Annotated in this window: 18 protein-coding genes and 1 pseudogene; 12 read left to right on the top strand and 7 right to left on the bottom strand. The window is 42.8% G+C overall.

Annotation, left to right across the window (positions count from 1 at the left end; genetic code table 11):
• Positions 1 to 42: 42 nt before the first annotated feature.
• A complete protein-coding gene (gene cphA, locus AC1DQW_RS01135) occupies positions 43 to 2670 on the bottom strand; it encodes a cyanophycin synthetase (RefSeq protein WP_477452445.1) in 2628 nt (875 codons plus the stop codon).
• A 269-nt stretch (positions 2671 to 2939) separates the two neighbouring features.
• Between cphA and AC1DQW_RS01140 the strand changes: the two genes are divergently transcribed.
• The 5 genes from AC1DQW_RS01140 (at position 2940) to AC1DQW_RS01160 (ending at position 8677) form a co-directional block, all read left to right on the top strand.
• Positions 2940 to 3860, top strand: coding sequence for a cyanophycinase (locus AC1DQW_RS01140; RefSeq protein ID WP_477452446.1), 921 nt, complete (start codon positions 2940 to 2942; stop codon positions 3858 to 3860).
• A gap of 155 nt (positions 3861 to 4015) precedes the next feature.
• Entirely contained in the window at positions 4016 to 4858 is an 843-nt protein-coding gene (locus AC1DQW_RS01145) for an isoaspartyl peptidase/L-asparaginase (RefSeq protein ID WP_477452447.1), read from the top strand.
• 154 nt (positions 4859 to 5012) lie between these two features.
• Positions 5013 to 5654, top strand: a complete 642-nt coding sequence (locus tag AC1DQW_RS01150; RefSeq protein ID WP_477452448.1) for a hypothetical protein — start codon at positions 5013 to 5015, stop codon at positions 5652 to 5654.
• A gap of 184 nt (positions 5655 to 5838) precedes the next feature.
• Entirely contained in the window at positions 5839 to 7983 is a 2145-nt protein-coding gene (locus tag AC1DQW_RS01155) for a carboxy terminal-processing peptidase (protein ID WP_477452449.1), read from the top strand.
• Positions 7984 to 8215: 232 nt separating this feature from the next.
• The gene (locus AC1DQW_RS01160; protein WP_477452450.1) at positions 8216 to 8677 is read left to right on the top strand and encodes a MaoC family dehydratase; all 462 of its coding nucleotides are present in this window, start codon (positions 8216 to 8218) and stop codon (positions 8675 to 8677) included.
• Between the two features lie 196 nt (positions 8678 to 8873).
• Here the strand turns inward: AC1DQW_RS01160 and gcvP are convergent, their stop codons facing one another.
• Positions 8874 to 11783, bottom strand: a complete 2910-nt coding sequence (gene gcvP / locus AC1DQW_RS01165; RefSeq protein ID WP_477452451.1) for an aminomethyl-transferring glycine dehydrogenase — start codon at positions 11781 to 11783, stop codon at positions 8874 to 8876.
• 126 nt (positions 11784 to 11909) lie between these two features.
• Between gcvP and AC1DQW_RS01170 the strand changes: the two genes are divergently transcribed.
• Both AC1DQW_RS01170 and AC1DQW_RS01175 read left to right on the top strand, forming a co-directional pair.
• Positions 11910 to 15401, top strand: coding sequence for a T9SS type B sorting domain-containing protein (locus tag AC1DQW_RS01170; protein ID WP_477452452.1), 3492 nt, complete (start codon positions 11910 to 11912; stop codon positions 15399 to 15401).
• A 19-nt stretch (positions 15402 to 15420) separates the two neighbouring features.
• Positions 15421 to 18819 carry a T9SS type B sorting domain-containing protein gene (locus tag AC1DQW_RS01175; RefSeq protein WP_477452453.1) on the top strand — a complete coding sequence of 1133 codons (3399 nt, stop codon included), beginning with the start codon at positions 15421 to 15423 and terminating at the stop codon, positions 18817 to 18819.
• A 40-nt stretch (positions 18820 to 18859) separates the two neighbouring features.
• On the opposite strand, the gene AC1DQW_RS01180 is transcribed toward AC1DQW_RS01175, so the two are convergent.
• A complete protein-coding gene (locus tag AC1DQW_RS01180; protein WP_477452454.1) occupies positions 18860 to 19585 on the bottom strand; it encodes a pyridoxine 5'-phosphate synthase in 726 nt (241 codons plus the stop codon).
• Between the two features lie 128 nt (positions 19586 to 19713).
• On the opposite strand from AC1DQW_RS01180, the gene AC1DQW_RS01185 reads away from it, so the two are divergent.
• From AC1DQW_RS01185 to AC1DQW_RS01200, 4 genes are all read left to right on the top strand, one after another.
• Positions 19714 to 20049, top strand: coding sequence for a tRNA-binding protein (locus AC1DQW_RS01185; protein WP_477452455.1), 336 nt, complete (start codon positions 19714 to 19716; stop codon positions 20047 to 20049).
• On the top strand, positions 20050 to 20532 hold the full coding sequence (locus AC1DQW_RS01190) for a nucleoside deaminase (RefSeq protein WP_477452456.1): 483 nt from the start codon (positions 20050 to 20052) through the stop codon (positions 20530 to 20532).
• A 157-nt stretch (positions 20533 to 20689) separates the two neighbouring features.
• The gene (locus tag AC1DQW_RS01195) at positions 20690 to 21301 is read left to right on the top strand and encodes a superoxide dismutase (RefSeq protein ID WP_477403239.1); all 612 of its coding nucleotides are present in this window, start codon (positions 20690 to 20692) and stop codon (positions 21299 to 21301) included.
• 65 nt (positions 21302 to 21366) lie between these two features.
• Positions 21367 to 22395, top strand: a complete 1029-nt coding sequence (locus AC1DQW_RS01200; RefSeq protein ID WP_477452457.1) for a 2Fe-2S iron-sulfur cluster-binding protein — start codon at positions 21367 to 21369, stop codon at positions 22393 to 22395.
• A gap of 398 nt (positions 22396 to 22793) precedes the next feature.
• On the opposite strand, the gene AC1DQW_RS01205 is transcribed toward AC1DQW_RS01200, so the two are convergent.
• The 3 genes and pseudogenes from AC1DQW_RS01205 to AC1DQW_RS01215 all read right to left on the bottom strand — a co-directional run.
• Complete coding sequence (locus AC1DQW_RS01205; RefSeq protein WP_477452458.1) at positions 22794 to 23393, bottom strand: hypothetical protein; 600 nt, start codon at positions 23391 to 23393, stop codon at positions 22794 to 22796.
• An 83-nt stretch (positions 23394 to 23476) separates the two neighbouring features.
• On the bottom strand, positions 23477 to 24271 hold the full coding sequence (locus tag AC1DQW_RS01210) for an ankyrin repeat domain-containing protein (RefSeq protein ID WP_477452459.1): 795 nt from the start codon (positions 24269 to 24271) through the stop codon (positions 23477 to 23479).
• Positions 24264 to 24695 (bottom strand): annotated as a pseudogene (locus AC1DQW_RS01215) (Tle-like phospholipase domain-containing protein); the annotation flags it as partial. The pseudogene AC1DQW_RS01215 and the gene AC1DQW_RS01210, both read right to left, overlap by 8 nt.
• A 38-nt stretch (positions 24696 to 24733) precedes the next feature.
• On the opposite strand from AC1DQW_RS01215, the gene AC1DQW_RS01220 reads away from it, so the two are divergent.
• On the top strand, positions 24734 to 25021 hold the full coding sequence (locus AC1DQW_RS01220) for a nuclear transport factor 2 family protein (protein ID WP_477452460.1): 288 nt from the start codon (positions 24734 to 24736) through the stop codon (positions 25019 to 25021).
• 285 nt (positions 25022 to 25306) lie between these two features.
• On the opposite strand, the gene AC1DQW_RS01225 is transcribed toward AC1DQW_RS01220, so the two are convergent.
• On the bottom strand, positions 25307 to 25477 hold the full coding sequence (locus tag AC1DQW_RS01225) for a hypothetical protein (RefSeq protein WP_477452461.1): 171 nt from the start codon (positions 25475 to 25477) through the stop codon (positions 25307 to 25309).
• Positions 25478 to 25532: the final 55 nt, after the last annotated feature.

Consider the following 25532-nt stretch of genomic DNA (forward strand, 5'->3'; position numbering starts at 1 on the left):
TGGGTATCAGAACCGTCATCTTTGGAGGGGCAGGGTGAGGCCCTATACATTAAACAGCCCATTCCTTTCCTGTTCCTGGTAATTTTGTACAGTTTCAATAGCATTATTAATCACATCGCTTAAGGCAGTAATGAAAGTGCCGGGTTTGGCAAGGCTCATGGCGTGTTTGATTGCATCAATTTCTTTAGGCACTATCTCAAATTTCTTTTCAGGATTAAATGAGCGAATACCCTCAATAAGCAGTGTCAATATATTTTCTTCGGTACGGCCGCGCAGGTGTTTTTCCTGGCGCAGAATGATATAATCGAACATTTCGGCGGCTATTTTGCCCAACTCACGGATGTCTTCATCCCGTCTGTCGCCGGTGCCGGCAATGATTCCTATTTTCAGCGGTGAATCTATATGTCTTAAAAACTCCCTGATGCCACTAAAACCATCGGGGTTGTGGGCAAAATCAATCATGAAACGGAAATCCCTGAACTCAAAAATGTTCATGCGGCCCGGCGTTTGCGCTGCCGAAGGTATAAAAGTTTCCAATGACATTTTAATGTCTTCGGTTTTGAAACCCCATAAAAACGTAGCCAAAGTTGCAGCCAGCACATTCTCGATCATGAATGGAACCGTACCGCCAAAGGTTAGTGGAATCAAAATAGTGCGCTGTACCCTTATCTTCCAGTCGCCTTTTTGTATGGTTATAAAACCATTCTCGCAAATGGCGGCTATCCCTCCCTTACGGCAATGCGATTTAATGACCGGGTTATTCTCGTCCCTGCTAAAGTAACCGATGTTACAATCTGCCCTGTTGCCAATGCGTACGCAATACTTATTATCAGCATTTAAAACGCCCCAGCCACCCTTTTTAACCGAATTGAGCACCACACTTTTCACCCTTGTCAAATCATCAAGTGTATGAATATCCGAAAGGCCTAAGTGATCTTCCTGGATATTGGTAATCACACCAATATCGCAAAAGCCAAAGCCCAGGCCCGAACGCAGGATGCCGCCGCGGGCGGTTTCCAACACGGCAAAATCAACGGTCGGGTCTTTCAAAATAAACTCCGTGCTTACCGGGCCGGTGGTATCGCCTTTTAGCAACATCGTATTCTGCACATAAATACCATCGGATGTGGTGAAGCCTACCCTGTGACCATTATTTTTAACAATATGTGCTATTAAACGGGTAGTAGTAGTTTTACCATTGGTGCCGGTAATAGCAATAATAGGGATCCGTGCCGATTTACCTGCCGGGTAAAGCATATCAAGCACATTCCCGGCAACGTTGCGCGGCAGGCCTTCGCTTGGGGCGATATGCATCCTGAAACCGGGCGCCGCGTTAACCTCTAATATCACACCTCCATTTTCGGTAAGGGGCTCATGCAGATTTTCGGCCATGATATCAATACCGCAAATATCAAGACCAATTATTTTCGAAATCCGCTCGCAAATAAAAATATTTTGCGGGTGCACATGGTCGGTAACATCAACAGATGTACCACCTGTACTAAGGTTGGCGGTCGATTTTACAAATACTTTTTCGTCGCGGGCGGGTATCGTGTCCAGCGTATAGCCTTTCTTTTCCAGCAGGTCAATAGTATCGCGGTCAATACCTATAAGGGTAAGTACATTTTCATGACCAAATCCACGGCGCGGATCGGTATTCTCTTTATCGATAAGTTGTTGGATGGTAGATATCCCATCACCGTTAACATGGGCTGGGTCGCGTAAGGCGGCGGCCACCATTTTGTTATCAATTACCAGCACACGGAAATCATATCCAGTAATAAAACGCTCAACAATAACCTTACGGGATATACTGGCAGCGTGCTCGTAGGCGGCTATCGCCGCTTCTTCGGTTTTTATATTGATAGAGATACCCCGGCCATGATTGCCATCCAAAGGTTTAAACACCAATGGGAACCCAACCTTGCGGATTGCCTCGGCCACCCCTTCAACCGACGAAATGGTAATACCTTTGGCAACGGGAATGGCCTGTTCCTGCAGCATGCGCTTGGTTTCATCTTTATTGCTGGCTATATCAACTGCTATGCTGCTGGTTCTCTCGGTCATGGTGGCACGAAAACGCACCTGGTTTTTGCCGTAGCCTAACTGTACCAATGATTGGTTGTTAAGCCTGATCCAGGGGATATCCCTGGCTATGGCCTCTTCCACTATCGACCCTGTGCTTGGTCCCAGGCGGGTATACTCCCTAATCTCGCGCATTTCCTGTATATCGGCATCCAGGTTATACTCTTCACCTTTGATTAAAGCCCTGGCAATGCGTACTGCCGATTCGGCCGCAAAAACGCCTACTTTTTCTTCTACATATGCAAACACAACGTTGTAAACACCTTTGGTTTTGGTTTCGCGGGTGCGGCCAAAGCCTGTATCCATACCCGCAAGGGTTTGAATTTCGAGGGCGATATGCTCAATAACATGGCCCATCCAGGTGCCGGCAACAACCCGCTGAAAAAAACCTCCCGGAACACCAGGCGAACAGCGGTGTTCATATAAGGATGGTAATAGCTCTTGCAGGCGTTCATAAAATCCGTCAATTTCGTTAGTGGGCTTATGCTCCATCTCCTGCAGGTCAAGCCGCATTTGTATTAATTTTTTGCGACGGATGCTCCAGATGTTCGGTCCGCGCAGTACTTGTATATTCTCGATCTTCATACGTATGTTACGAAATTTGTAAACGGCTTAATTTCTTTAAAACTATAAAACTTAATAGGGTATTTAAAATTTTTAAGGCTAAAAAGGCATTATTTGTTTATAACAGACTGTGTTTTTGATCCATTTTATCGTAATTTGTATTGTAGAATCATTTGATTAGTTAAATTAGGTTGATTTAGTGAGTGGTTATCCGGCAAAAAATTAAAATTCAGGGTAACTCACCAACTTAGTCGCCTCAATCAACTTAATCAACCAAACAATAAAGAAGCATGATTGTCCCGAAAGGAAAACTAATAATTATTGGTGGCGCAGTTGATATGGGGAGTAACGTAACCATACAGGAACACATTTTACAGCCAGATTATATTAAATTTTTTGAACAGGGCATTTTAAAGCGGATCGTTACCGAATCAGCTAAGCACGAAGGTTCGTTGGTTGAAGTTATTACTACTGCCTCCCAGATTCCAGAGTTGGTGGGCCAGGAATATATTAAGGCATTTGGGCAGCTAAATGTTACCAATGTTAATGTACTGCATATTAAAAACCGTGAAGATGCAGCTGATAAAGAATACCTTGAACGCATTCGTAAAGCAGATGTGGTAATGTTTAGTGGCGGCGACCAGCTTAGGCTGACCGCTATTTTTGGTGGCACTGAATTTTTGCAGATACTGAAACAACGTTTTAGGAATGAAGATTTTGTAATAGCCGGTACATCGGCCGGGGCGGCGGCAGCCTCAACCCACATGATCTATCGCGGACAAAGCAATGAGGCACTCATCAAAGGTGAGGTGCAAATTACCGCCGGACTTGGCTTTATTGATTCGGTTATAGTTGATACGCACTTTGTACAGCGCGGCCGTATAGGCAGGCTAATGTACGCCGTAGCAACCAATCCCGGTATTTTAGGTATTGGTTTGGGCGAGGATGCCGGTTTGCTTGTAACCGAAGGCAATATAATGGAAGCCATAGGCTCCGGGTTGATCATTTTGGTTGACGGCAGGAATATTGTAGCCACCAATATATACGATGTAGAGATAGGCTCACCGGTTTCTATCGAAAGTTTGAAAGTACATGTAATGTCTATATTTGATAAATATGACCTTACAGAACATCGGTTACTCATTAAAAAAACAGTTAAGGTAGAAGAGGGTGTTTTTATTAATGCACCGGATAACGACCTTTTAAAATAAATACGCCTACTCCTCAGTTATATAAAAATGTTATCCCGAACTTGTTTCAGGGTCTCACATGCTTAGTATAAACCTGTGAATTTACTTGCCTTGTGGGATGCCGGAATAAATTGGCATGACGAACGATATTTTTTGAATCAATTAAACAGTTCAAAATGAAGATCATCATACACGGCGGTTTTTTCAGCGAATCGCAAACCAATCTTGAAATAAAACAAGCCAAACAACAAGCTTTAAGCGATATTGTGCAAGCAGGGTATAAATACCTGCAAAACCATACCGCTCTTCAAACGGCGGTATACACAGTTTGCCTCCTGGAAGATTGTGATCTGTTTAATGCCGGTACCGGTTCGCAAATACAAAGCGATGGTAAAATACGGCTTAGCGCATCACTGATGGACGGCAAAACTCAAAAATTCTCCGGGGTGATCAATATCGAGGATGTAAAAAACCCCATTTGTATTGCCGATAAACTGATGGGCTATGATGATCGTGTTTTAAGCGGCAAAGGAGCAAAAGAGTTTGCCACCAATAATGGGGCAGCTTATTACAATCCCGAAACACCCCATCGTCGCCATGAGTACGAAAAAAAGTTAAGTGACTCCATCAGGCTGGGTACAGTAGGCTGTGTTGCGCTTGATATTTATGGCAACCTGGCGGCCGCAACATCAACCGGAGGCAAAGGTTTTGAAATTCCCGGCCGGGTGAGCGACTCGGCAACAACGGCAGGTAATTATGCAAATGCTCACGCGGGTATTTCATGTACCGGTGTTGGAGAGGATATTGTAAGCGGGTCTGTAGCTTCAAAAATTGTTACCCGGGTTACCGATGGCATGCCAATATCTGCTGCTACCGAAAAAACACTTGATGAGTTGAAGCCTTTTGACGGCTTTGCCGGGATAGTTGGAATATCAGCAGATGGTAAAATTTATCATGCTGATACACATCCATATATGGTTTGGGCGCTGCATGATGGTGATGTTGAAGTTTTTGAATAAAACCAACATAACATTATGTGCTTTTCTTCCGTTTAATTCACTTATTAATAAAGTTCAGCAATTGATTTGCCTGGCTATGATTATTGATTAGCTGGTTATTATAGTTATATTTGTTTATCTGATTAATTTATTAAACCCAGACAAAAAAAATTAAATGAGATATTGTTTACTTATTATCTTATGTTCAGTTAGCATATCAGCGTCTGCGCAATGGTGGCAAAGGCCAATAAATACCATCGGTAATGTGTTTAAAAAGCATGAGCGCTTTCCGCAGATTGCCGGGTTAAAGGATAACTCCGTAAAAAAACTGCCTGCAGCTCAAATTGCCAAACGTAAAATTGCGCCAACCATTATCGAACGTGCTCCATATGCGCTTTATCTCGAAGAAATGTCGGTAATGAAAACGGCTCAGCATAATATGCGTTTTAGGGTATACAGCGCCGCAAGCTATAACTTTAGCGACCTGGCGCAGATGTACCTGAAACAGAACCGCTTATCTGAAGCAAAATGGTATTTATTGCAAAGTCTCCAGATTTCGCGCCAGCAAAACGACGACCGGCATACCATTACTAATTTAATAGGATTAGCAACAGTAAAGGCCGGTTATGGCGACTATGTACAAGCCATGCAGGACCTTACCGAAGCCCGTGTACTTGCTACTTCGCGCGGCCTTGCTACGGATATTACCGCTATAAACAAACAGGCGCGCTACCTACAGGACAATAAATCGAACCCTAAAGCGGAGATCCGCTATGCAGAAACCGCCGATTTGGATCAGAAAAAGGTAATAAAATAAATTTTTTATGTAACAATAGCGTAAAATGCCATTGCTTGTATACTACAAGTAAAACATTATCGTATAATTGTTATTGTTATTAAGAGACAGCATTTTGACTGTCTTTTTTTTTACATTAGTGATTATATATTAGGCACAAGTATTGATGTTTTACACAACCCCCGATTTAACTAGAGTGAAAGATATGTTTAAGAAAGGATATTTATTATTGATGATGGCCGCTGCACTTGCATGCAAGGCAGCGCCATCAAAGCCCATTAAAGTAAGTACAACCGACCTGCAGCCCGATGAACAACAGGTTATAGTTTGCAAAAAAATTGCCGAGCTTATTACTAATTACAATTATAAAAAGGTTGATTTGAACGATTCTATATCCACCGTGATATTTAACCGTTATATAAAATCGCTCGACGAAAACCACAGCTATTTTTTAGCATCTGATATCAAGGATTTTGAAAAGTACAAGACCGTGCTTGACGATGATATTAAGGATGGTAACCTGAACGATGCTTTTTACATTTTTAATGTATTTCAAAAAAGATACATCGAGCATGTAAATTACTCACTGGCCCGTTTAAACAAAAGTTTTGATTTTGATAAAAAAGAAACATTTGTTTATGATCGCGATAAACTGCCATGGCCCGCTTCGCAAACCGAAATGGATGACATGTGGGGACAGCGGGTGAAATACGACTTGCTGAATTTAAAAATAGCCAGCCCCGATATGGCTAAAAATAAAGAAACATTAAAAAAACGCTACACGAATTTATTATCGCAAGCCAATAAATTATCAAACCAGGATGTTTTTCAGTATTTTATGGACGCCTTTACCGAGGCAATAGACCCGCACACCAATTACTTTAACCCATCAAACGCGGCTAATTTCAATATTGAAATGTCGCGTCAGCTGGAAGGTATCGGTGCATCGCTTTTGGTTGAAAATGAATATGTAACTATAAAATCTATAGTAGCCGGCGGCCCTGCTGATAAAAGTAAACAAATCAGTATTGACGACCGCATTGTTGGTGTAGCCCAGGGCAAAGCAGGCGAATTTCAGAATGTTGTTGGCTGGAGAGTTGAAAACGCCATTGCATTAATTCGTGGTACAAAAGGTACTGTTGTAAGGCTGGAGATATTACCTGCCGGAACAAGCGCCGGTGGTAAGCCAAAAGTTGTGGAGATGGTACGGGAAAAGATCATTTTAAAGGATCAATCAGCTAAAAAGGAGATCCGTACGTACAATAATAACGGGAAGACTGTTAAAATTGGCGTTATATCTATCCCTGCATTTTACATTGATTACAATGATTATAAAGCAGGTAACCCCAACTATAAAAGCACCACCCATGATGTTAAAATATTATTGGATAGCCTGAAACAGGAAAACATTGATGGTGTAGTGATCGACCTGCGCGAGAATGGTGGCGGTTCATTAATGGAGGCCATTGAGCTTACCGGCTTATTTGTAAAAAGTGGCCCGGTAGTGCAGGTGCGCGATACTAAAAACCAGGTTGATGTAGAGAAAGATGATGACCCGGGAATTACTTATGCTGGTCCGTTAGGTGTACTGGTTGATCGTTTCAGTGCCTCTGCGTCCGAAATTTTTTCAGGAGCTATCCAGGATTATGGTCGCGGTATCATATTGGGTACACAAACCTATGGTAAAGGTTCTGTTCAAAACGCAATTGACCTTGACAGGATCTTAGGTTCGCCAATTAAGGATAAAATTAATCAGCTGGCAAATAAAGTAGCAGCTGGCGGTAAAACAAGGGTATCAACAGGCAGCCAGAGCACTTATGGGCAGCTTAATTTAACCATAGCTAAGTTTTATCGCATTAGCGGCAGCTCAACCCAGCACAAGGGTGTAACGCCCGATATTCAGTTCCCTTCATTAATTCCTTTAGATAAATATGGTGAGGATACTGAACCGTCTGCTATGCCTTTTGATATTATTCAGAAAAGTGATTTCATCAAAGCGGGTGATTTTACTTCTGTGCTGCCTCAATTAACAAAACTGCATGATCAGCGTATGGCTACCAGCGATAGTTATAAATACATGATGGAAGATATTGCCGACTTTAAAAAGCACGAAACCGAAAACAGTGTTACCTTAAACGAGGCTGAGTTGAAAAAACAACGTGATGCTGATGAGCAAAAAGCCTTAGAGCGCAATAATCTGCGCCGCGTAGCTTTAGGTTTGCCGGCCCTTAAAAAAGGGGATAAAAAACCTAAAGATGAAGACCTGGATTTTGTAAAACGCGAAGCAGGCCAGATCATGACTGATTATATCAGTTTAGGATCGAAGTTTACAAGCATATCAACACAGTAACGCCCGCCCCTTGAAGGGGGAGTATAAAAGTATATTTTAAGCCGCCTGTTAAACGGGCGGCTTTTTTTGTTAGCCTAATAGTCATTCACTATACGGGCAAAAGCTTGTTAAGTTGGGTACCAACTATACCATGCCATTGTTATTTTTACAACCTCCGAGAGATAAGAATAAAAATTCAGATTTTGGAAATTTGTAATTACTTTGCCGGTTGAAAGCAATAAACCAGATATAAATGTTAGTTATAAATAACTTTAACGAATTTGAGGCACAAATAGGGAATGACCTTGGTGTTTCATCATGGTATAAAATTACCCAGGAGCAGATCAATAAATTTGCTGATGCCACATTAGATCATCAATGGATCCATACTGATCCTGAAAGGGCAAAAACCGAAAGCCAGTTTGGAACAACCATTGCCCACGGCTATCTCACTTTATCACTGATCCCATATTTATGGAAGGAAATTGTAAAAGTTGAAAACCTGAAAATGGAGATCAATTATGGTATTGAAAGTTTTCGTTTTGGGCAAGCTGTATTGGTTGATTCTGAGGTAAGGCTAAAAGTAAAACTCGGGGGCCTGGTAAATCTGCGCGGACCAATTAAAGCCACCATGATAACCACCCTTGAAATTAAAGATCAAAAGAAACCCGCCTTTAGCGGCGATATAGTTTTTGTTTATCACTTTAATTCTTAGAGCAAAGAGTAAGGATTTTCGGACAAAGGACTTTCGGAAAATAGGCTTTCAGAGCCCTGGATAAAAGAGGTCAAATGTCAAAGACTCATCCGGTTAACTTTATTGACTTGCAAGTCCTCCACAAAAATATAAACAGAAAAGACCGCCACTTTTGATGACGGTCTTTTCTGTTTGGATGAAATAGTTATTTAAAATCTCACGTTCCGTATTCCGGGGTAGTTACTTCGCTTTCTTCAAACTCGTAATCGGTTAATGGCGGACATGAACAGATCAGCGTTCTATCACCATAGGTATCATTTACCCGGCCTACTGATGGCCAGAATTTAAAGGCAGCTACATAAGGTAGCGGGAATGCTGCTTTCTGGCGGGTATATGGATGCTCCCACTCGTTACCGGTAATTACCGATACTGTATGAGGTGCATTTTTTAACGGGTTATCTGTCTTATCTGATATTCCGGTGGCTATATCAGCAATTTCATGACGGATAGCGATCATTGCATCACAAAAGCGATCAAGCTCATGTTTAGGCTCTGATTCTGTTGGTTCAACCATAACCGTACCCGCAACCGGGAATGATACAGTTGGCGCGTGGAAGCCATAATCCATCAGGCGTTTGGCAATGTCTGTAACCTCGATACCGAGTGATTTAAATGAGCGGCAATCCAATATCATTTCGTGGGCACAGCGGCCATTGGCGCCCGTGTATAATACCGGGAAATGATCCTGCAACCTTGTTTTAATATAATTGGCGTTCAGTATAGCGTAACGTGTAGCATTGGTCAGTCCATCGCCGCCCATCATAGCTATATAAGCATGAGAAATAATGAGGATAGAAGCCGAGCCCCAGGGAGCTGCAGATACCGCGTGGATTGATTTACCCCTTTCAATATCAACCACAGCATGCCCAGGTAAATAAGGAACCAGGTGCTTAGCCACGCCAATAGGGCCCATACCCGGACCACCGCCGCCATGCGGAATGCAAAAGGTTTTATGCAGGTTTAAGTGGCAAACATCGGCGCCTATATTAGCAGGGCTGGTTAAGCCTACCTGGGCATTCATGTTGGCGCCATCCATATAAACCTGGCCGCCATTCTGATGAATAATATCACAGATCTCGATGATCGACTCTTCAAATACGCCGTGAGTTGATGGATAGGTAACCATTAAGCACGATAGCTCGTTTTTATATTGCTCTGCTTTGGCGCGCATATCGGCAACATCAATGTTGCCATTGTCATCGCACTTAACAACCACAATCTTCATACCGGCCATAGCTGCTGATGCAGGGTTGGTGCCGTGTGCAGATGATGGGATTAAAGCGATATTACGATGGGTATCTCCCCTGTCATGATGATAGGCGCGGATAACCATTAAGCCCGCATATTCACCCTGCGCGCCTGCATTTGGCTGTAAGCTCATTGCTGCAAAGCCGGTGATCTCGCTCAGCCAGTTGTTGATCTCATCAAACAGTTGCATGTAGCCACCCACCTGGTCGGTAGGTGCAAACGGGTGAATTTTGCTGAAATGATTCCAGGTAACCGGTACCATTTCGGTTGTCGCGTTCAGCTTCATGGTGCATGAACCTAAGGCGATCATAGAATGGCAAAGCGAAAGATCTTTTGCTTCCAGCGATTTGATGTAACGCAGCATTTCATGCTCCGAATGATGCGTATTGAACAGGCCATGCGTTAAATAAGCAGATGTGCGCTGCAATACAGCAGGGATAACAGTTTGCAGATCGGCTTTCAGTTCATCAAAATTCACATCGTGAATGGTTTTGCCTATTACTTTTGCAAAAAACCTTACGATAGTTTTAATATCCTCGGGCGATGTAGTTTCGTCAACAGAAATGGTAACAACCGTACCTTCATAGTTCAGGTTCATTTCGTTGTTTAATGCCTCTGAATGGATAGGGCCGGCCAAATGAGCAACATCAAACTTCAAAGTATCAAAATACGATTCGTTTAGCTGTTTATAACCTAATTCACCAAGGGCCTTGGCCAATAGTACAGTTAGCCCGTGGATTCTTTCGGCAATTAGTTTAACACCTTGCGGGCCATGGTACACGGCATACATACCGGCCATAATAGCCAGTAATGCCTGCGCGGTACAAATATTTGAAGTGGCTTTATCCCTGCGGATGTGCTGCTCGCGGGTTTGCAGGGCCATGCGCAAAGCATAGTTACCGGCACTATCAATAGTTACACCAATGATGCGGCCTGGGATTGATCGTTTATATTCTTCTTTCGTAGCAAAAAACGCAGCATGCGGTCCGCCGAAGCCCATGGGTACACCAAAGCGCTGGGTTGAACCAACTACGATATCAGCCCCCCACTCGCCCGGAGGGGTTAACAGTACCAGGCTCATGATATCGGCAACAACGGTTAGTTTAATGCCTTTTTCGTGTCCTTTGGCAGCAAAATCAGTATAATTATATACGGACCCCTTACCTGCCGGGTACTGTACAATGGCGCCAAACATGTTGTCGGTTAATTCAACAGTGCGATGATCGCCTATTTGCAGCTCGATACCATATGGTTCGGAGCGTGTTTTTAAAATATCGATGGTTTGCGGAAACAGTTCTTCGGATACGAAGAAAACATTGGCACTGCTGTTTTTACGCAGGCTATATTGCATAAACATAGCCTCGGCAGCGGCGGTACCTTCGTCCAGTAAGGATGCATTGGCAATTTCCATACCGGTTAAATCAATAACCATGGTTTGAAAGTTGAGCAAGGCTTGCAAACGGCCCTGCGCAATTTCGGCCTGGTACGGTGTATATTGGGTATACCAGCCTGGGTTTTCCAGTATATTACGCTGAATAACACCTGGTACAATTACATCATAATAACCCTTGCCGATGAACGACTTAAATACCTTGTTTTTTAATGATGTTTGCTTAAGTGTAGTAAGGTAATCAAACTCACTTTTCGCAGGCGGCAAATTGAGTGGTTTTTTAAGCCTGATCCTGTCAGGAATGGTTTGTGCTATCAATTCATCCAGTGAACTAACACCGATGGTTTTTAACATTTTTGCCGTATCGGCCTCATTTGGAGCTATGTGTCTCGATTGAAATCTCTCCTGGTAATCTGCGTTCAGCTTCATGAAGTGGTCGTCCCCTTAAATTTACCGCAAAGGTACAATTTTACAATATGAGTAACAATTGCGTAATATCAAGTTGACAAAGCATTTACACAGAAAATTTATATCTTTAACAGGCTAAACTTTATCATGTTTGTTAAGAATTTTTTACTATCGCTTGTCTTTTTGTTTTTATTTAGCAGCATTTCCTTTTCTGCTGTCATTATTGTATCCAGTAACGCCGATACCGGGCCTGGTACCCTTCGTGAGGCACTCACTATAGCAGCCGGGAATGGCACTACAACCGCCGATGTCATTCAGTTCAATTTACCGGGTAGCTTAGTGTCCGATCGTATCATCAGGTTAAAAAGCCAGTTGCCCTTTATAACTTCCAACGTAACTATTGATGGTACTACGCAACCGGGCATAGCATTTGGTGTATCAGATGCCAGGGTGATTATTGAGCCGGAAACTTCTCCTGTTTATTTTAATGCTTTAAATATAAATGGTGAGGTTAACACCGGGGGTACGCCTGCAAAACAAATTGCAATATATGGGTTATACATTCGCAATTTTGCTAAAATTACCAGCTTAGCAAATGTAGATATTAACCAGGGATCGGGGTTAATGATCCAGGGCGATGCAAGCGGGATTATTATAGGCGCACCGGGCAAAGGAAATGTTTTTTGCGGCAATATTAATGGTATCTATAATATCTCGTATTACTATTCTGCAGGTATTTCAGATATCCAGATACAAAGTAATATTATCGGGCTGCTTGATGATGGTTTTACTGCTGCCAGCAATTATACAGGTATTAATATTACCCTGGATAAAGATGGGCTTATAGGCGGGGCAGATGCCAATATGGGCAATGTTATAACTGCAAATGTAACAGGTATTAATATTTCCCGTAACAATAATTTTGGTTTGCCAAACTCATTAACCATACAAAATAATAAAATTGGTACCGATTATACAGGCAAAGTTGATTTTAAAAACATCCCTCTCCTGCAGCAAAGCGCCTTTATTAAGGCCTATGGCATTAATGTTAACGCTTCAAATACAACGGTAAACATCGTATCTAATCTTATATCGGGGCAGCGTTATTGCGGTATTTATATTGAGAACTCCTCCTTTAAAATAACAGCAAATAAAATTGGTACCGATATTACCGGAACAAAAGACCTGGGAAATGGCGAGGGTATCCACGCGGGTACAAGTTCATCCGGAACCATTGGTGGTACGGCCGGTGCTGATAAAAATTATATAGGCTTTAACAATTATGGTATCGAGGCTTTAAACAGTTCGCATACGCTCATTACGCGCAACAGCATTTTTTGTAATAGCGATTATGGCATAAGTGCTTTAAGTAATTATTACCAGGTGCCATTTGTACAGGTACTTAATTTTAGCGGGACGGCAGCTTCTGGTATTGCCACGCCCAATTGCAGCATCGAGCTGTTTTTGTCTGATGATTGTGGCAATATTTGCCAGGGAAAAACCTATATAGCCACTGTACAGTCAAACGGAGGCGGCCTATGGAGCTACTCGGGAAATCTTAGCAAGGCGGTTATAGCTACCGCCACCGATGCCAGTAATAACACATCGCCCTTTTCATCGTTGGTGATACAGGATAATGACGCGGTTGTTAAAAATTATACCTGTGCATACCAGGGCAGCGTAACCATACAGCAAAACCGTACCGGACTTTTATTTCACTGGGATAAAAAAGAAACAAATGGAAGATTAACACCTATCGGCGACAATCAGAATATTAATAATCTGCTACCAGGTACCTACCAGTTAACTGTTCAATATCCCGGCGGATGCCAAAAGATAACGCAACTATTTGAGATAAAAGATCTAAGGATTAAAATACAGAACGTTGTTAAACCTACACCCGATTGCCGCCAAAAACTTTTCCCATTTGATGTGAATTTTACAGGCGGTACCGGTAATGTAACTTTTGCCTGGAAGGATAAAAACGGCCAGATCAAGTCGACCGACAAAGCTGCGTATTTGCCCGAAGGCACTTATACAGTAACCATTTATGACGAGGCCGGCTGTGCGGTTACCTCAGCCCCGGCTATAACTATTAAGGCAAAGCCCGGACCCGATTATGATCTTTCGACCATAATTACTAAACCCGCCCGGTGCGGCGTAGCCGACGGCGGCATAAGCAACATTACAACATACGTAGGCATTGGCACTTTAACTTACAAATGGACAGATGAAAACGGGAAAGTAGTTAGTGCTTCGAAAGATCTGAAAGGTGTTAAAGGAGGTTATTACACGCTAACCTTATATGATCAAAGCGAATGCAGCCCATATTCAACACCTGCATTATACATTCCGGAAACTAATTCGGTAAATATTGGCGATGGCTACTTAACACCGGCCAAATGTGGTAATAATGATGGATCGATAACAGGAGTATATGTTCAAAATGCAAACCAGTTTCAATGGTACGATCCGCAGGGAAATCCTATCCCCACCGATCAGACCAATTTAAATATCTATAACCTTACCGACGGCAATTACCACCTCAACGCTTTAAATACGGTTACCCAATGCAGTAACGACAAATATTTTGCTGTTAACAGGTTGATTCCGCAGGTATTTACTATAAAATCCCTCGTGGCTACCCCAACTACCTGCGGCCTTGATAACGGAGCTATTGACCTTACATTTGATGGCACAATAAAACCCAGTTCTTACCAATGGTTAAAATCCGATGGGTCGTTAGCCGGTTATACCCCCAGTATTAACAATTTGGCGGCAGGGCTTTATACATTAAATGTAACCGATATAAATGGCTGCCCATCTGTATTGATCGCTAATTATGAGATAAAAGCAACCCCATTGCTGCAATTTGCAGCTACAAACAATCCCTCTGTGACCGCAGATCAGTGCAATCAGTTATTGGGCAGCATTACCGGCATTGAACTAACCGGAGGCGTGCCACCGTATAAATACGCCTGGACAAATATGGATAATAATGCCAATGCCGGGTTTGATAAAGACCTGAAAAATGTTGGCAAGGGTAATTATTCGCTGGTGGTTACCGATAATACCTCCTGCGCCATCCCGCTTACAATTCAACGGAATGTTGATAATAACGAATTTGCACCCGATCAGCCCATAATTAACAATCAAAGGATCTGCGATCCGGAAACTGTTGCTATCAATGTACTAAATCCGGTTAACGGCACTTATAAATTGTATGCCGATGCAACATCGCTACAACCACTATACACCAACCTTACGGGAAAATTCAGTCTGCCGGTTGCAGAAACCAGCGATTTTTATATTTCATATAGTATTGGCACATGTGAAAGTAACCGAACCCAAACGCATATCGAGGTGGTGCATGTAGACGTTAAAAGACCCAACACATTTACACCCAATGGAGATGGCACAAATGATTACTGGAAAATTGAAGGTCTCGAAAAATTCCCCGGTTCGTTGGTGCAGGTGTTTAGCCGTTATGGGCAAAAAGTATTTGAATCTAAAGATTATTCAACCCCATTCACCGGAAGTTTTAACGGAAAGCCGGTGGCCGAGGGAGTTTATTATTATATAATAAATTTAAACACACCATGCAGCCTGCTTTCGGGCAGCTTAACCATTATCAGGTAATGTTGATTGATCTTTAGCGATGGGTTACAGGTTATTTTTAATTCTTTTATTACTTGTATTACTTTCGGATACTTCTATTGCCGCGGTGTTTGTGATAACCAGCAATGCCGATAGCGGCCCAGGCACTTTGCGCGAGGCTTTAACAAAAGCTGCTGCCAATGGCAGTGCAGAGAAGGATTATATTAATTTTAATTTGCCGGATTTGAGTGAGGCTGGGAGGACGATAACAATTGAGAGTCAACTGCCAGGGGTGTCGTCAAATATAGCAATTGACGGCAGTACCCAACCAGGAAATAAGTTTGGGCCAAGCGATGCCAAAATTGCCATAACGGCAAATATTTACGCTTTTGCAAACAAAATATTGTCTGGCACCTATGCTTTTTATATTTATGAAGTTAGTGATGTAGAGCTTTACGGGCTTTTTATAACTAAGTTTTATGGCCTAAGCGCGGTAGGATCATCAGATATGGCCGTAAATATTCTTAATTCAAAAAATATACGAATAGGAGCAGCCGGAAAAGGTAATTGGATAAATAGCTGTGGTTACTATATAGTAGTTAACAGCTACAATAACCTAACGCCGTATACTGAAAGCTCAGATATCAATATACAAGCAAATTATTTAGGCTACGACATTACTCCGACGTCTTTTGCGACTGAGGGTGTTAACATACGGGCAACAAATGTTGTTATAGGGGGCGATCTCGCAGTTAATGGGAACCACATAGCTACGCCTTTAGCTACCAATGGAGATCACATTAAAATCTCTCATAATACAATAGGGATAGATGGCAACGGTGATGAATCAAAATACTTTTTGCCCCAATTGGAATGCGATAATGGGAACGATTTGGAGGTGAGCTATAATACATCGGTTTTGCTGAGGTTAAACCTCCAAAAGATTACAAACTTTAATGTGTACGCCAATCTTGATATGTCAACATATCCAAAGTTCTCTTTAACTTCGATAGGTATGTTTCAATGTACAAACGGGATTATTGGATCAGAAGATGAAAGCTTGCAAAACCGGTTTGTAACAAACACTGGCATTACCAATTATACCGATGTAACCATAGCGAATGTATCATCAAAAAATATTCAAGTATTAAAAAACGAAATTATTTGCGCCCAACGGGCTTATTTAATTCATTTGGAAACAGGTGACAATATTAGCATACCTAACATAAAGGTATTAATAAACAATCCTAATGAATATTCGGGCACCGCCTCACCATTGTCTGATATATATGTATATTATGACGACTCGGATTGCCCTGTTTGCAGCCCTCTTAAATTCTATACAAAAATTAAGACCGATCCCTCTGGTGCATGGAAGATAACCGGAAACTTTGCCGGTAAAAAATGGGTATCCAGCGCATTGCTTTTACAAAACTCTTCAGAGTTTACGCAGCCCCTTTTCGATAATCAGAGCACTTATTATAAAAAAAGCAATCCCTCTTGCGGCAAGCAAAATGGGGCTATCGAATTGTTGGAATCAGGCTATAAAAATATTTTGAACTTTACGTGGTACAATTCAAAAAATGAGAAGATTGGCGAAGGGCCTATCTTAAAAGACATAGGCCCGGGAACGTACTACGTTAACGGTTATAATGGCGGGTGTTTTACGCGTAGCGAGGATATTTATTTGGCAGACATTAGCCCAACAATAGCTGATGTGGATATAAAAAAGACAAATCCTGTATGTGGTAATGACGGTGGTATAACAGGTTTGGTACTTATACCTGGATCAAATAACCAGCTGGCTTTAAGTTGGGTAGATGAAAAAAATAAACAGGTAGGAAATCAGCTGGAAATACATGGTCTGAACGCAGGCGTTTATACGTTAATAGTCACCGATCAGGTTACGGGTTGTGATGCTAAATATGGCCCTATTGTATTAAAAAGCACCGGAGGCTTAATCATTAACGATGACGCACCCAAAGTACAAAGCACCAATTGCGATCAATCGAATGGCTCAATTAAAAACATCATTGTTTCAGGCGGTACGGGTACCCGGCACTTTACCTGGAAAAACAACCAGCAACAAGAAGTATCCTACACCCAGGATTTAACAAGCCAGCCCGCCGGCAAATACACACTGCAGGTAACCGATGATAGCCAATGCGCGCCCGTTTTTAGCAAGTCCATGGAGATATTGGAAGTTAACGGCATAACCATTATGGAGTCGCCCACGCCTGCAACACCGGCCAGTTGTGGTAAAGCTAACGGCTCGGTAACCGGCGTTACAGCAAGAGGTGGAACTAAATATGAATGGCGCGATGCCAATGGTAATTTATCAGGTGGCGGCCTTGATTTAAAAAATGTCCCTGCCGGGGCTTACCAGCTCACCGTTTCAAATGATTATTGTCAGAAGCAATCGCAGGTTTACCATGTTTTGGAGGCTCCCGGCACGGTTTATCCATCAACTTATACTATAAAAAACACGCAGGCCTGTTATGCCAACGCCAACGGATCATTATCGTTAACTGCCGATGCCCTGGTAAAATCGTACGGATGGGAAAATGACAAACAGCAAAACGTTGGTACAAACACCGATGCTTTAAATTTGCCCCCGGGCAGTTATAAGCTTTACTTAACCGACCAAAACGGCTGCAAGAGTTATTACAATACCTACCAGGTAACAGAATTGCCCCAATTTAAGATAGTTGATTACGGGCAAAAAGCAGATGATCGGTGCGGCTTAAAAACGGGTTCTGTAAAAGGTGTAATCATAACAGGTGGTTTACCCCCTTATACTTATAAATGGATAAATGATGCAGGCCAGCCAATTGGCAATACCAATAGCATAGAAAACCTTGCGGCGGGCAATTACAAGTTAAGTGTGCTTGATGCCCGTTGCGGCGATGTGGAAATCAATTTTAATATCGCGCTTATCTCAACTGATGTTGGGCCGCCGTCCTTATCAGATACCCAGGTATGTACGCCCGGGGATGCTTTCCTTTTTGTAAATGATGTGGCTCCGGGCTTTACATACCGTTTATATGATATGGCAGATAGCGCCACCCCGTTAGATGAACAGGCAAATGGACGGTTTAAAATTTCAGCAACATCAAACCGGAGCTTTTTTGTAAGCAGGGTTAGCGGTAGCTGCGAAGGTGCACGTGTTGAAGTAAAGGTAAGCGTAGGTTTATCCCCACTCAACATCGCCAACACCTTTACCCCCAACGGCGATGGTCATAATGATTACTGGAAGATTAACGGCATCGAAAATTACCCACAGGCGTTGGTTCAGGTATTTAACCGTAACGGGCAAAAGCTATTTGAATCAAGGGGGTATGCAACACCTTTTAACGGTACTTACAACGGCAAAGCTTTACCTGAGGGCACTTACTATTATATTATCAACCTCAATAAAAACTGCAACCTGCTATCGGGAAGCTTAACTATTTTGAGGTAAGGTGATATTGGGTGCTAAGGTTGGAAGCAAAGACTTCGGACTAACGACTTACTGCTAATTGCCTTAAATACATTTGTATGGTATTTTCCAGCCCGTAATATAAGGCATCACTGATGAGCGCGTGGCCGATGCTCACCTCGTCCAAAGCAGGAATGTTTTCTGCAAAGTATTTCAGGTTATGTAAATCAAGATCGTGGCCTGCATTAATGCCAAGCCCCGCATCGTGCGCTATTTTAGCGGCTTCAATATATGGAGCTATTGCCAGCTCCTTGCCCTGATGATAATGCGTGGCATAGGCTTCCGTGTATAGTTCAATGCGATCTGTCCCTGTTTTGGCGGCACCTTCAACCATTTGGGCAATGGGGTCAACAAATATTGATACCCGGATCCCGGCATCCTTAAAAACGGCTATCATATCCCTTAGGTAATGATAATTGGTAATGGTGTCCCAGCCATGGTTTGAGGTGATCTGGCCCAGCACATCGGGTACCAAAGTAACCTGCTCGGGTTTGTTGGCCAGTACCAGGTCTATAAATTTTTGCTCCTGGCAGTTGCCTTCAATATTAAATTCGGTAGTAACTATTTTCTTCAAGTCAAAAACATCCTGGTAGCGGATATGCCTTTCGTCGGGCCGCGGGTGCACGGTTATACCTTGCGCGCCAAAACGTTCACAATCTTTGGCAACCTGTACCAGGTCGGGGTTATTACCACCGCGCGAGTTACGCAGGGTGGCTATTTTATTGATGTTGACAGATAGACGGGCCATTGTTCTTACTTAATTTACAGGGCAAATATCACTATTTACCTTACTAACATCTAAAACAATTTTATGATTGATTTATTTGCAATAATCAGGAAGCTATTTAAATCTTCTTCAATTGTATCTTTGCGGTTATGGAAACCATCACCTGGCATGATTTTGAGCAAGTAGAGTTGAGGGTAGGCACTATACTGGAGGCCGCCGATTTCCCCCAGGCACGTAAACCCGCGTACAAGGTAAGGGTTGATTTTGGAGAGTTTGGCACCAAATGGTCAAGCGCGCAGATCACCAAACATTATACTAAAGAAGAATTAGTAGGCATGCAGATTGTTGGAGTAATCAATTTTCCTAAAAAGCAGATCGGCAATTTTATGTCGGAGTTCCTGGTTACCGGTTTTGCCGATAACAACGGCGATATAGTTTTAGCTGCAGTTGATAAACCCGTGCCAAATGGCAGTAAACTGATTTAAATGAGATATATAAACTTTGAGGAGGAGCCAGCCATTTCTCCTGATGATTTTTTTATGGGCGAAGCTTTAAAAGAAGCCCGCTACGCCCAGGAAGAGGACGAGATCCCCATTGGAGCTATAGTAACTTATGGCGGCAAGATCATCGGCCGGGGGCATAACCTTACCGAACGACTGACTGATGTATCTGCTCATGCAGAAATGCAGGCCCTTACAGCTGCGGCCAACTCCATGGGGGGTAAGTACCTGCAGGGCTGTACACTATACGTAACCATGGAACCCTGTGTAATGTGCGCCGGTGCATCCTACTGGTTCCAGGTGAGCCGGATAGTTTTTGGCGCTTATGATACCAAGCTGGGTTTCGGCCGGCTTAATCAAAAAATAACCCACCCCAAAACAGTTATCACCGGGGGCATCCGTGAAAATGAGTGCGCCGAACTGGTAAAGAACTTTTTTAAGGCGAAGAGGAAGCAGGGTGGGCAGTAATCAGTAGTCAATGGTCAAAATAACCTTACCCGTCGTTACGATGGAGTATGGACCATCGACTATGGACTTAAAGAAACATGACAATAATTTAGAACAAAAAGTAAAATCTACTCTTATATTTGTTTCATCACAATCATTAAACTTTAAAATTGTAATTATGGCATTTACACTACCGGCGTTATCCTACGCTACCGATGCATTGGAACCGCACATTGATAAACTTACCATGGAAATTCACCATGGCAAACATCACCAGGCTTACGTTACTAATTTAAATAAGGCCCTTGAAGGTAAACCCGAAGCCGATAGCAGCATCGAGGATATCATCAAAAACATCTCAAAATTTCCGCCTGCAGTACGCAATAATGGTGGTGGTCATTTTAACCATACTATGTTCTGGACTTTGCTTTCTCCAAACGGCGGCGGCGAGCCTACAGGTGCTTTAGCGGCTGCTATTACCAGCACTTTTGGTTCAATTGCCGATCTTAAATCAAAAGTTAACGAAGCCGGTGCAACCCGTTTCGGTTCGGGCTGGGCATGGTTAATTGTTACTGCTGATAAAAAGCTGGTTGTATCATCTACCCCTAACCAGGACAATCCATTGATGGATATTGCCGAAGTAAAAGGAACTCCTATATTAGGGATTGATGTTTGGGAACATGCTTATTACCTGAAATATCAAAACCGTCGTCCTGATTATTTAGCAGGCATCTGGAGTGTGATCAACTGGGCGCACGTTGCCGAACTTTACGCCAAAGCAATCGCTTAATTTAAATTAAGCTTATAAATTTGAAGCGGCAGAATTTAAACCATTCTGCCGCTTTTTTGTAGAACATGACCGAGGATATCTTAAAATTAAAGGTTGAACAAATTAAATGGGAAACACCGGATACGGCTACGTTTTACCTGTGCAATATATCGGGTGAGGCTGTTGCCTACAAAGCCGGGCAGTTTCTTACTTTAATATTTAACCACCGGAGCGAAGAGATCCGCCGGTCATATTCCCTAAGCTCATCGCCGGATGAGCCAAGACTGTCCATCACCATAAAGCGGATCACCAACGGCGAGATCTCCCGCTTTATGCTTGCCAAAATGAAGGTGGGCGACGTATTAAATGCCTTAGCCCCGGCTGGCCGGTTCATAATAAATAGCTATGAGCAGGAGAAAGATATTTTACTGTTTGCAGGAGGCAGTGGCATCACGCCCATATTTTCGCAGGTAAAATATGTATTGAACCGCCCCGGTAAAAGCAAGCTTACACTTATTTACAGTAACCAGGATGCCAGCTCTATTTTATTTAAAGAGGAGTTAAGCCAACTGGCTGCACAACACCCCGAAAGATTCCGGATCATTACGTTTTTGAGTAGCGAGGCCAATCGTTTGAATGCCGATAAGGTTGAAGAACTTGCCCGCCAACTAACTCCTGCTGGTTTATACAAAGCAGCATTCTACCTCTGCGGGCCGTTCCCCTACATGCGCATGATCCGTTTCGCGCTGGTGTATATGGGTATCGAGCCTAAACAGATTCGCCGGGAGAATTTTGTTTTAGAGACCGTTGCCGTAACCGGTACAGCCATTAACTTCCCGCCGCGTAATATCAGGATTAAATTCAAGGGCGAACTGCACAACCTTGTGGTGGGCGAAAACCAATCTATCCTGCAGGCCGCCCTGCAAAACAACGTACCTTTACCCTACAGTTGCCGCAACGGAGTATGCTCCACCTGCACCGCCAAATGCAGCGGGGGCAAGGTAGAAATGATTAAAAACGACGTGCTTACCGAGGCAGATATGGCCGAGGGCTGGATTCTTACCTGTACCGGCCACCCGGTGAGCGATGATGTAGTGATTGAATTTGGAGCGTAGGTGTTATGCCTGGGTTTGAATGTGCAGGAAAGGGAAATTGAACGTCTAAATATTCTTATTCAGCCGCTGATCGGTGTTATCAGGCCGACCGGGAATTCAAAATTCAACAGTAAAGTATTTGGACAGGTATCGGAGACAGATTGCCTTTATGCGATTCTCAGGGGGGCGTACCCCTGCTGGTAGAAGCAGGGTCAGGCTTTCTGTTCATACGCCTTCAAGGCATTAGGCGCGAGGCCTGTATCCACGCCAATCCTTTACGCAACATTTGGGTGCAAAAAAAAACCGAATGAAAACTAACATCCGGGATTTGCATATTCAATACTTAGCATGCGGGCCACAAGGCTGGAGCCTTAAGACGGCGAAGGGGTACGCGCGGTACGCTCGCACCAGCACAGGAACTACTTGACATTAATTTCCGGAACCGGGTATGCTGCCAGTTTGTTTATGATTTCTGGTCGGTATTTCTTTAACTTCTTTAAGAAAATATTTGTTTCATTTGCGTATGCCCGGCGGCTTACGCCAAAGAGTAATACCCCCTTGTGGCCATTCTTATCTATATAAGATTTATAATGGTAAGCATTCCATTCTGTAATATCAATACGGTCATCATTGCCTTCACCCATAACAAAATCGAGAATATATTCTCCTGTTTGCTGATTTTTTACTACTTCATAATTGCATATCTTGTCCGTCTGCTTTCGTTCTAAAAGACTCTTTATTTGTGTGCCGACAACATCCTTAACCGTTAATTCAGTAATCAGAAAATCAATAATCATCATGTCGTTGTAATGCTCAGCATTTTGACCATTGGCCACGTACTCTTGTTTATAATAAAAATCATTGGGGTGCGTACTCCAGGAAAGTTTATAGCTAAGCTGGTTAAATGTCAGTTCTGTTGGGATGCCATAATAATTTATGGTATCCTTATCCTGTTGATAATCTGCCTTTAAAACAAATAGAACGGGCAGTAAATACGTAACAATAAAAAATTTGTACATTTCAATTGATATAAGTATGTTAATATTTTTCTAAATACGCTTTGGAATAGTTATCAAAGTCTTCTTCTGGTATTTTTGTTGCTCTATAATCCATTCCTTTTCAGGAAGTCAACAATTTGCATTTTCTTTTTATATTCTGCTGAACCCAATTCAAAATGCCAATATCGCATACCATCCGTAATATATTTATTTTGGCCATCTATGGTCTTATAAAGCACTTTCTTGAATCCGGCTCCTTTATTTATCAAATAAAGGACGATCTCCGGACGTCTGTATATACCAGCTGCGTCAACTGCAAATTCTAACGGACTACTCCCGTACTCATTTACAGTATCCACTTTTGCCCCTGCATCAACTAATAATTTCATATAGTTCAGATCACCTTTTTCACAGGCAATCATCAAAGGCGAATGCCTTGTCTTCCTCAGTCCGTTTTGCGTCGCATTGGGGTCGCCACCATATTTCAATAACAATTTCAGAAACCTTGGGTCTGAACCAGAAACCGGATTTTCTAACTTTGCAGCCTCCATTAACGGAGAATCACCGTAGGTCGAGTCCTGTAAATTGGGATCGGCGCCTAATTCAAGAAGAGTTTTGGCCGAAGGGTAATTCATATTTAATACCGCAAGCATGAGCAATGTCTTGCCTAAACGCGGTTCCCTGAAATTAATAAGATCTTTTTTTCTTTGTATCTCCTCTTTTATTTTGACCGTATCACCATCCTGCACCGCCTTGGCAAGTTCCCAGGCAGGTGTTTCCTGAAAAAGGCGGTAATCAACACCTAACAGTGTGCTTTTATCAACCGGTGAATCGCGACTGGTACATCCAACAACAAGCAATATAAGCCCCAAAATACATAAATTCATTTTTTTATTCATAATGCCAATAATGATCGAAACTGTCGATGAAATTTTTTATACTGTGCCCATTGTAAACGCCACTCCATGTTACAGGAGTGAAAAATACCTTTTTTCCTTGAGCCCGATTGAGTAATGGCTGAATGGATTGAAATTTATCCAGGGGATCAGTCCTCATGATGTATGCATCAACATGAGAGTTCCAGTCAAACTTTAATGCTTTCATTCCACCAAACTTTAGTATTGTAGCATATGACAGTCCAGCGGCATTAAAGGTCATTGCGTGGAGACCTGTTACCATGGCATTAACTGCAGCCATTCCTCCTCCAAGAGAATGCCCGGTAAAACTCAACTTATTTCCCAGTTTTTTTTGTAACACTCTTGCATTCGCAACTGATTGATCATATTGTTTAGCTACCGCGGCTTGCTGTTCAACGTTGGCGAGCCAATCTTTCCAGCTCCCCTTGGCTGGTGCACCAGCGGATGGAGTTTTATAACGATGGCAAGGGCCTTACCGGTTACGAAGGCACCATGGCCGGTTTTAAAGGCATTTTTGAAAACAAGCAGGCCGCCGACCTGCGCCGCGACCTGCTGCCCGAAAGCCTGGAAGTATACCCGATGCCCGGCTTTGGCGCTATTGAAATGGGAACCCACCGCTTTACCCATACCGAAAACGGCCAGCCGGTAATAGGTATCATGAAATTTGTACACATATGGCAATATAAAAATGGCCAATGGAAAGTAACACGGGTAGTAAGCGTTGGGCATTAATAGGCTGGTGTTGGGCTGCCAGTACCGGCCCGCATTCTGGCCATAAAGCTTTATTTGGCGTATCCCCCGCTGGTAGAAGCGGGGGCCAGGCTATCCACTCATACTGCGCGAGGCATTAGCCACTTTGGCCGGTATCCGTTTCTATCCTTTACGCAACATTTGGGTACAAAAAAATCCCGAATGAAATTAACATCCGGGATTTGCAAATTCAATACCTTGCATGGCGTTCACCTGTCAGTGGGGTACGCGCGACACGCGTGCACCAGCGGAAGGGAGGGAAAAATTTCAATTTGTTACTCTGACCGAATTCAAAATCGCTGCAGCCTGCTTCTCTTTATCTACTTTCAGCAAGCTCGGGAAAGCATAGTCGGCTATCAACAATTTGCCAGAAATAGTGGTAACAAACACATAATTATAAACCAACGCTTTAGAAGTGTTCAATGTTTCAAACTTCATTAGAAAAAATAGTTTGTGATTTATTAGAATGAAATTGCTGCCAATAAAATCATGA

It is taken from the genome of Mucilaginibacter sp. P5_A4, assembly GCF_056400605.1.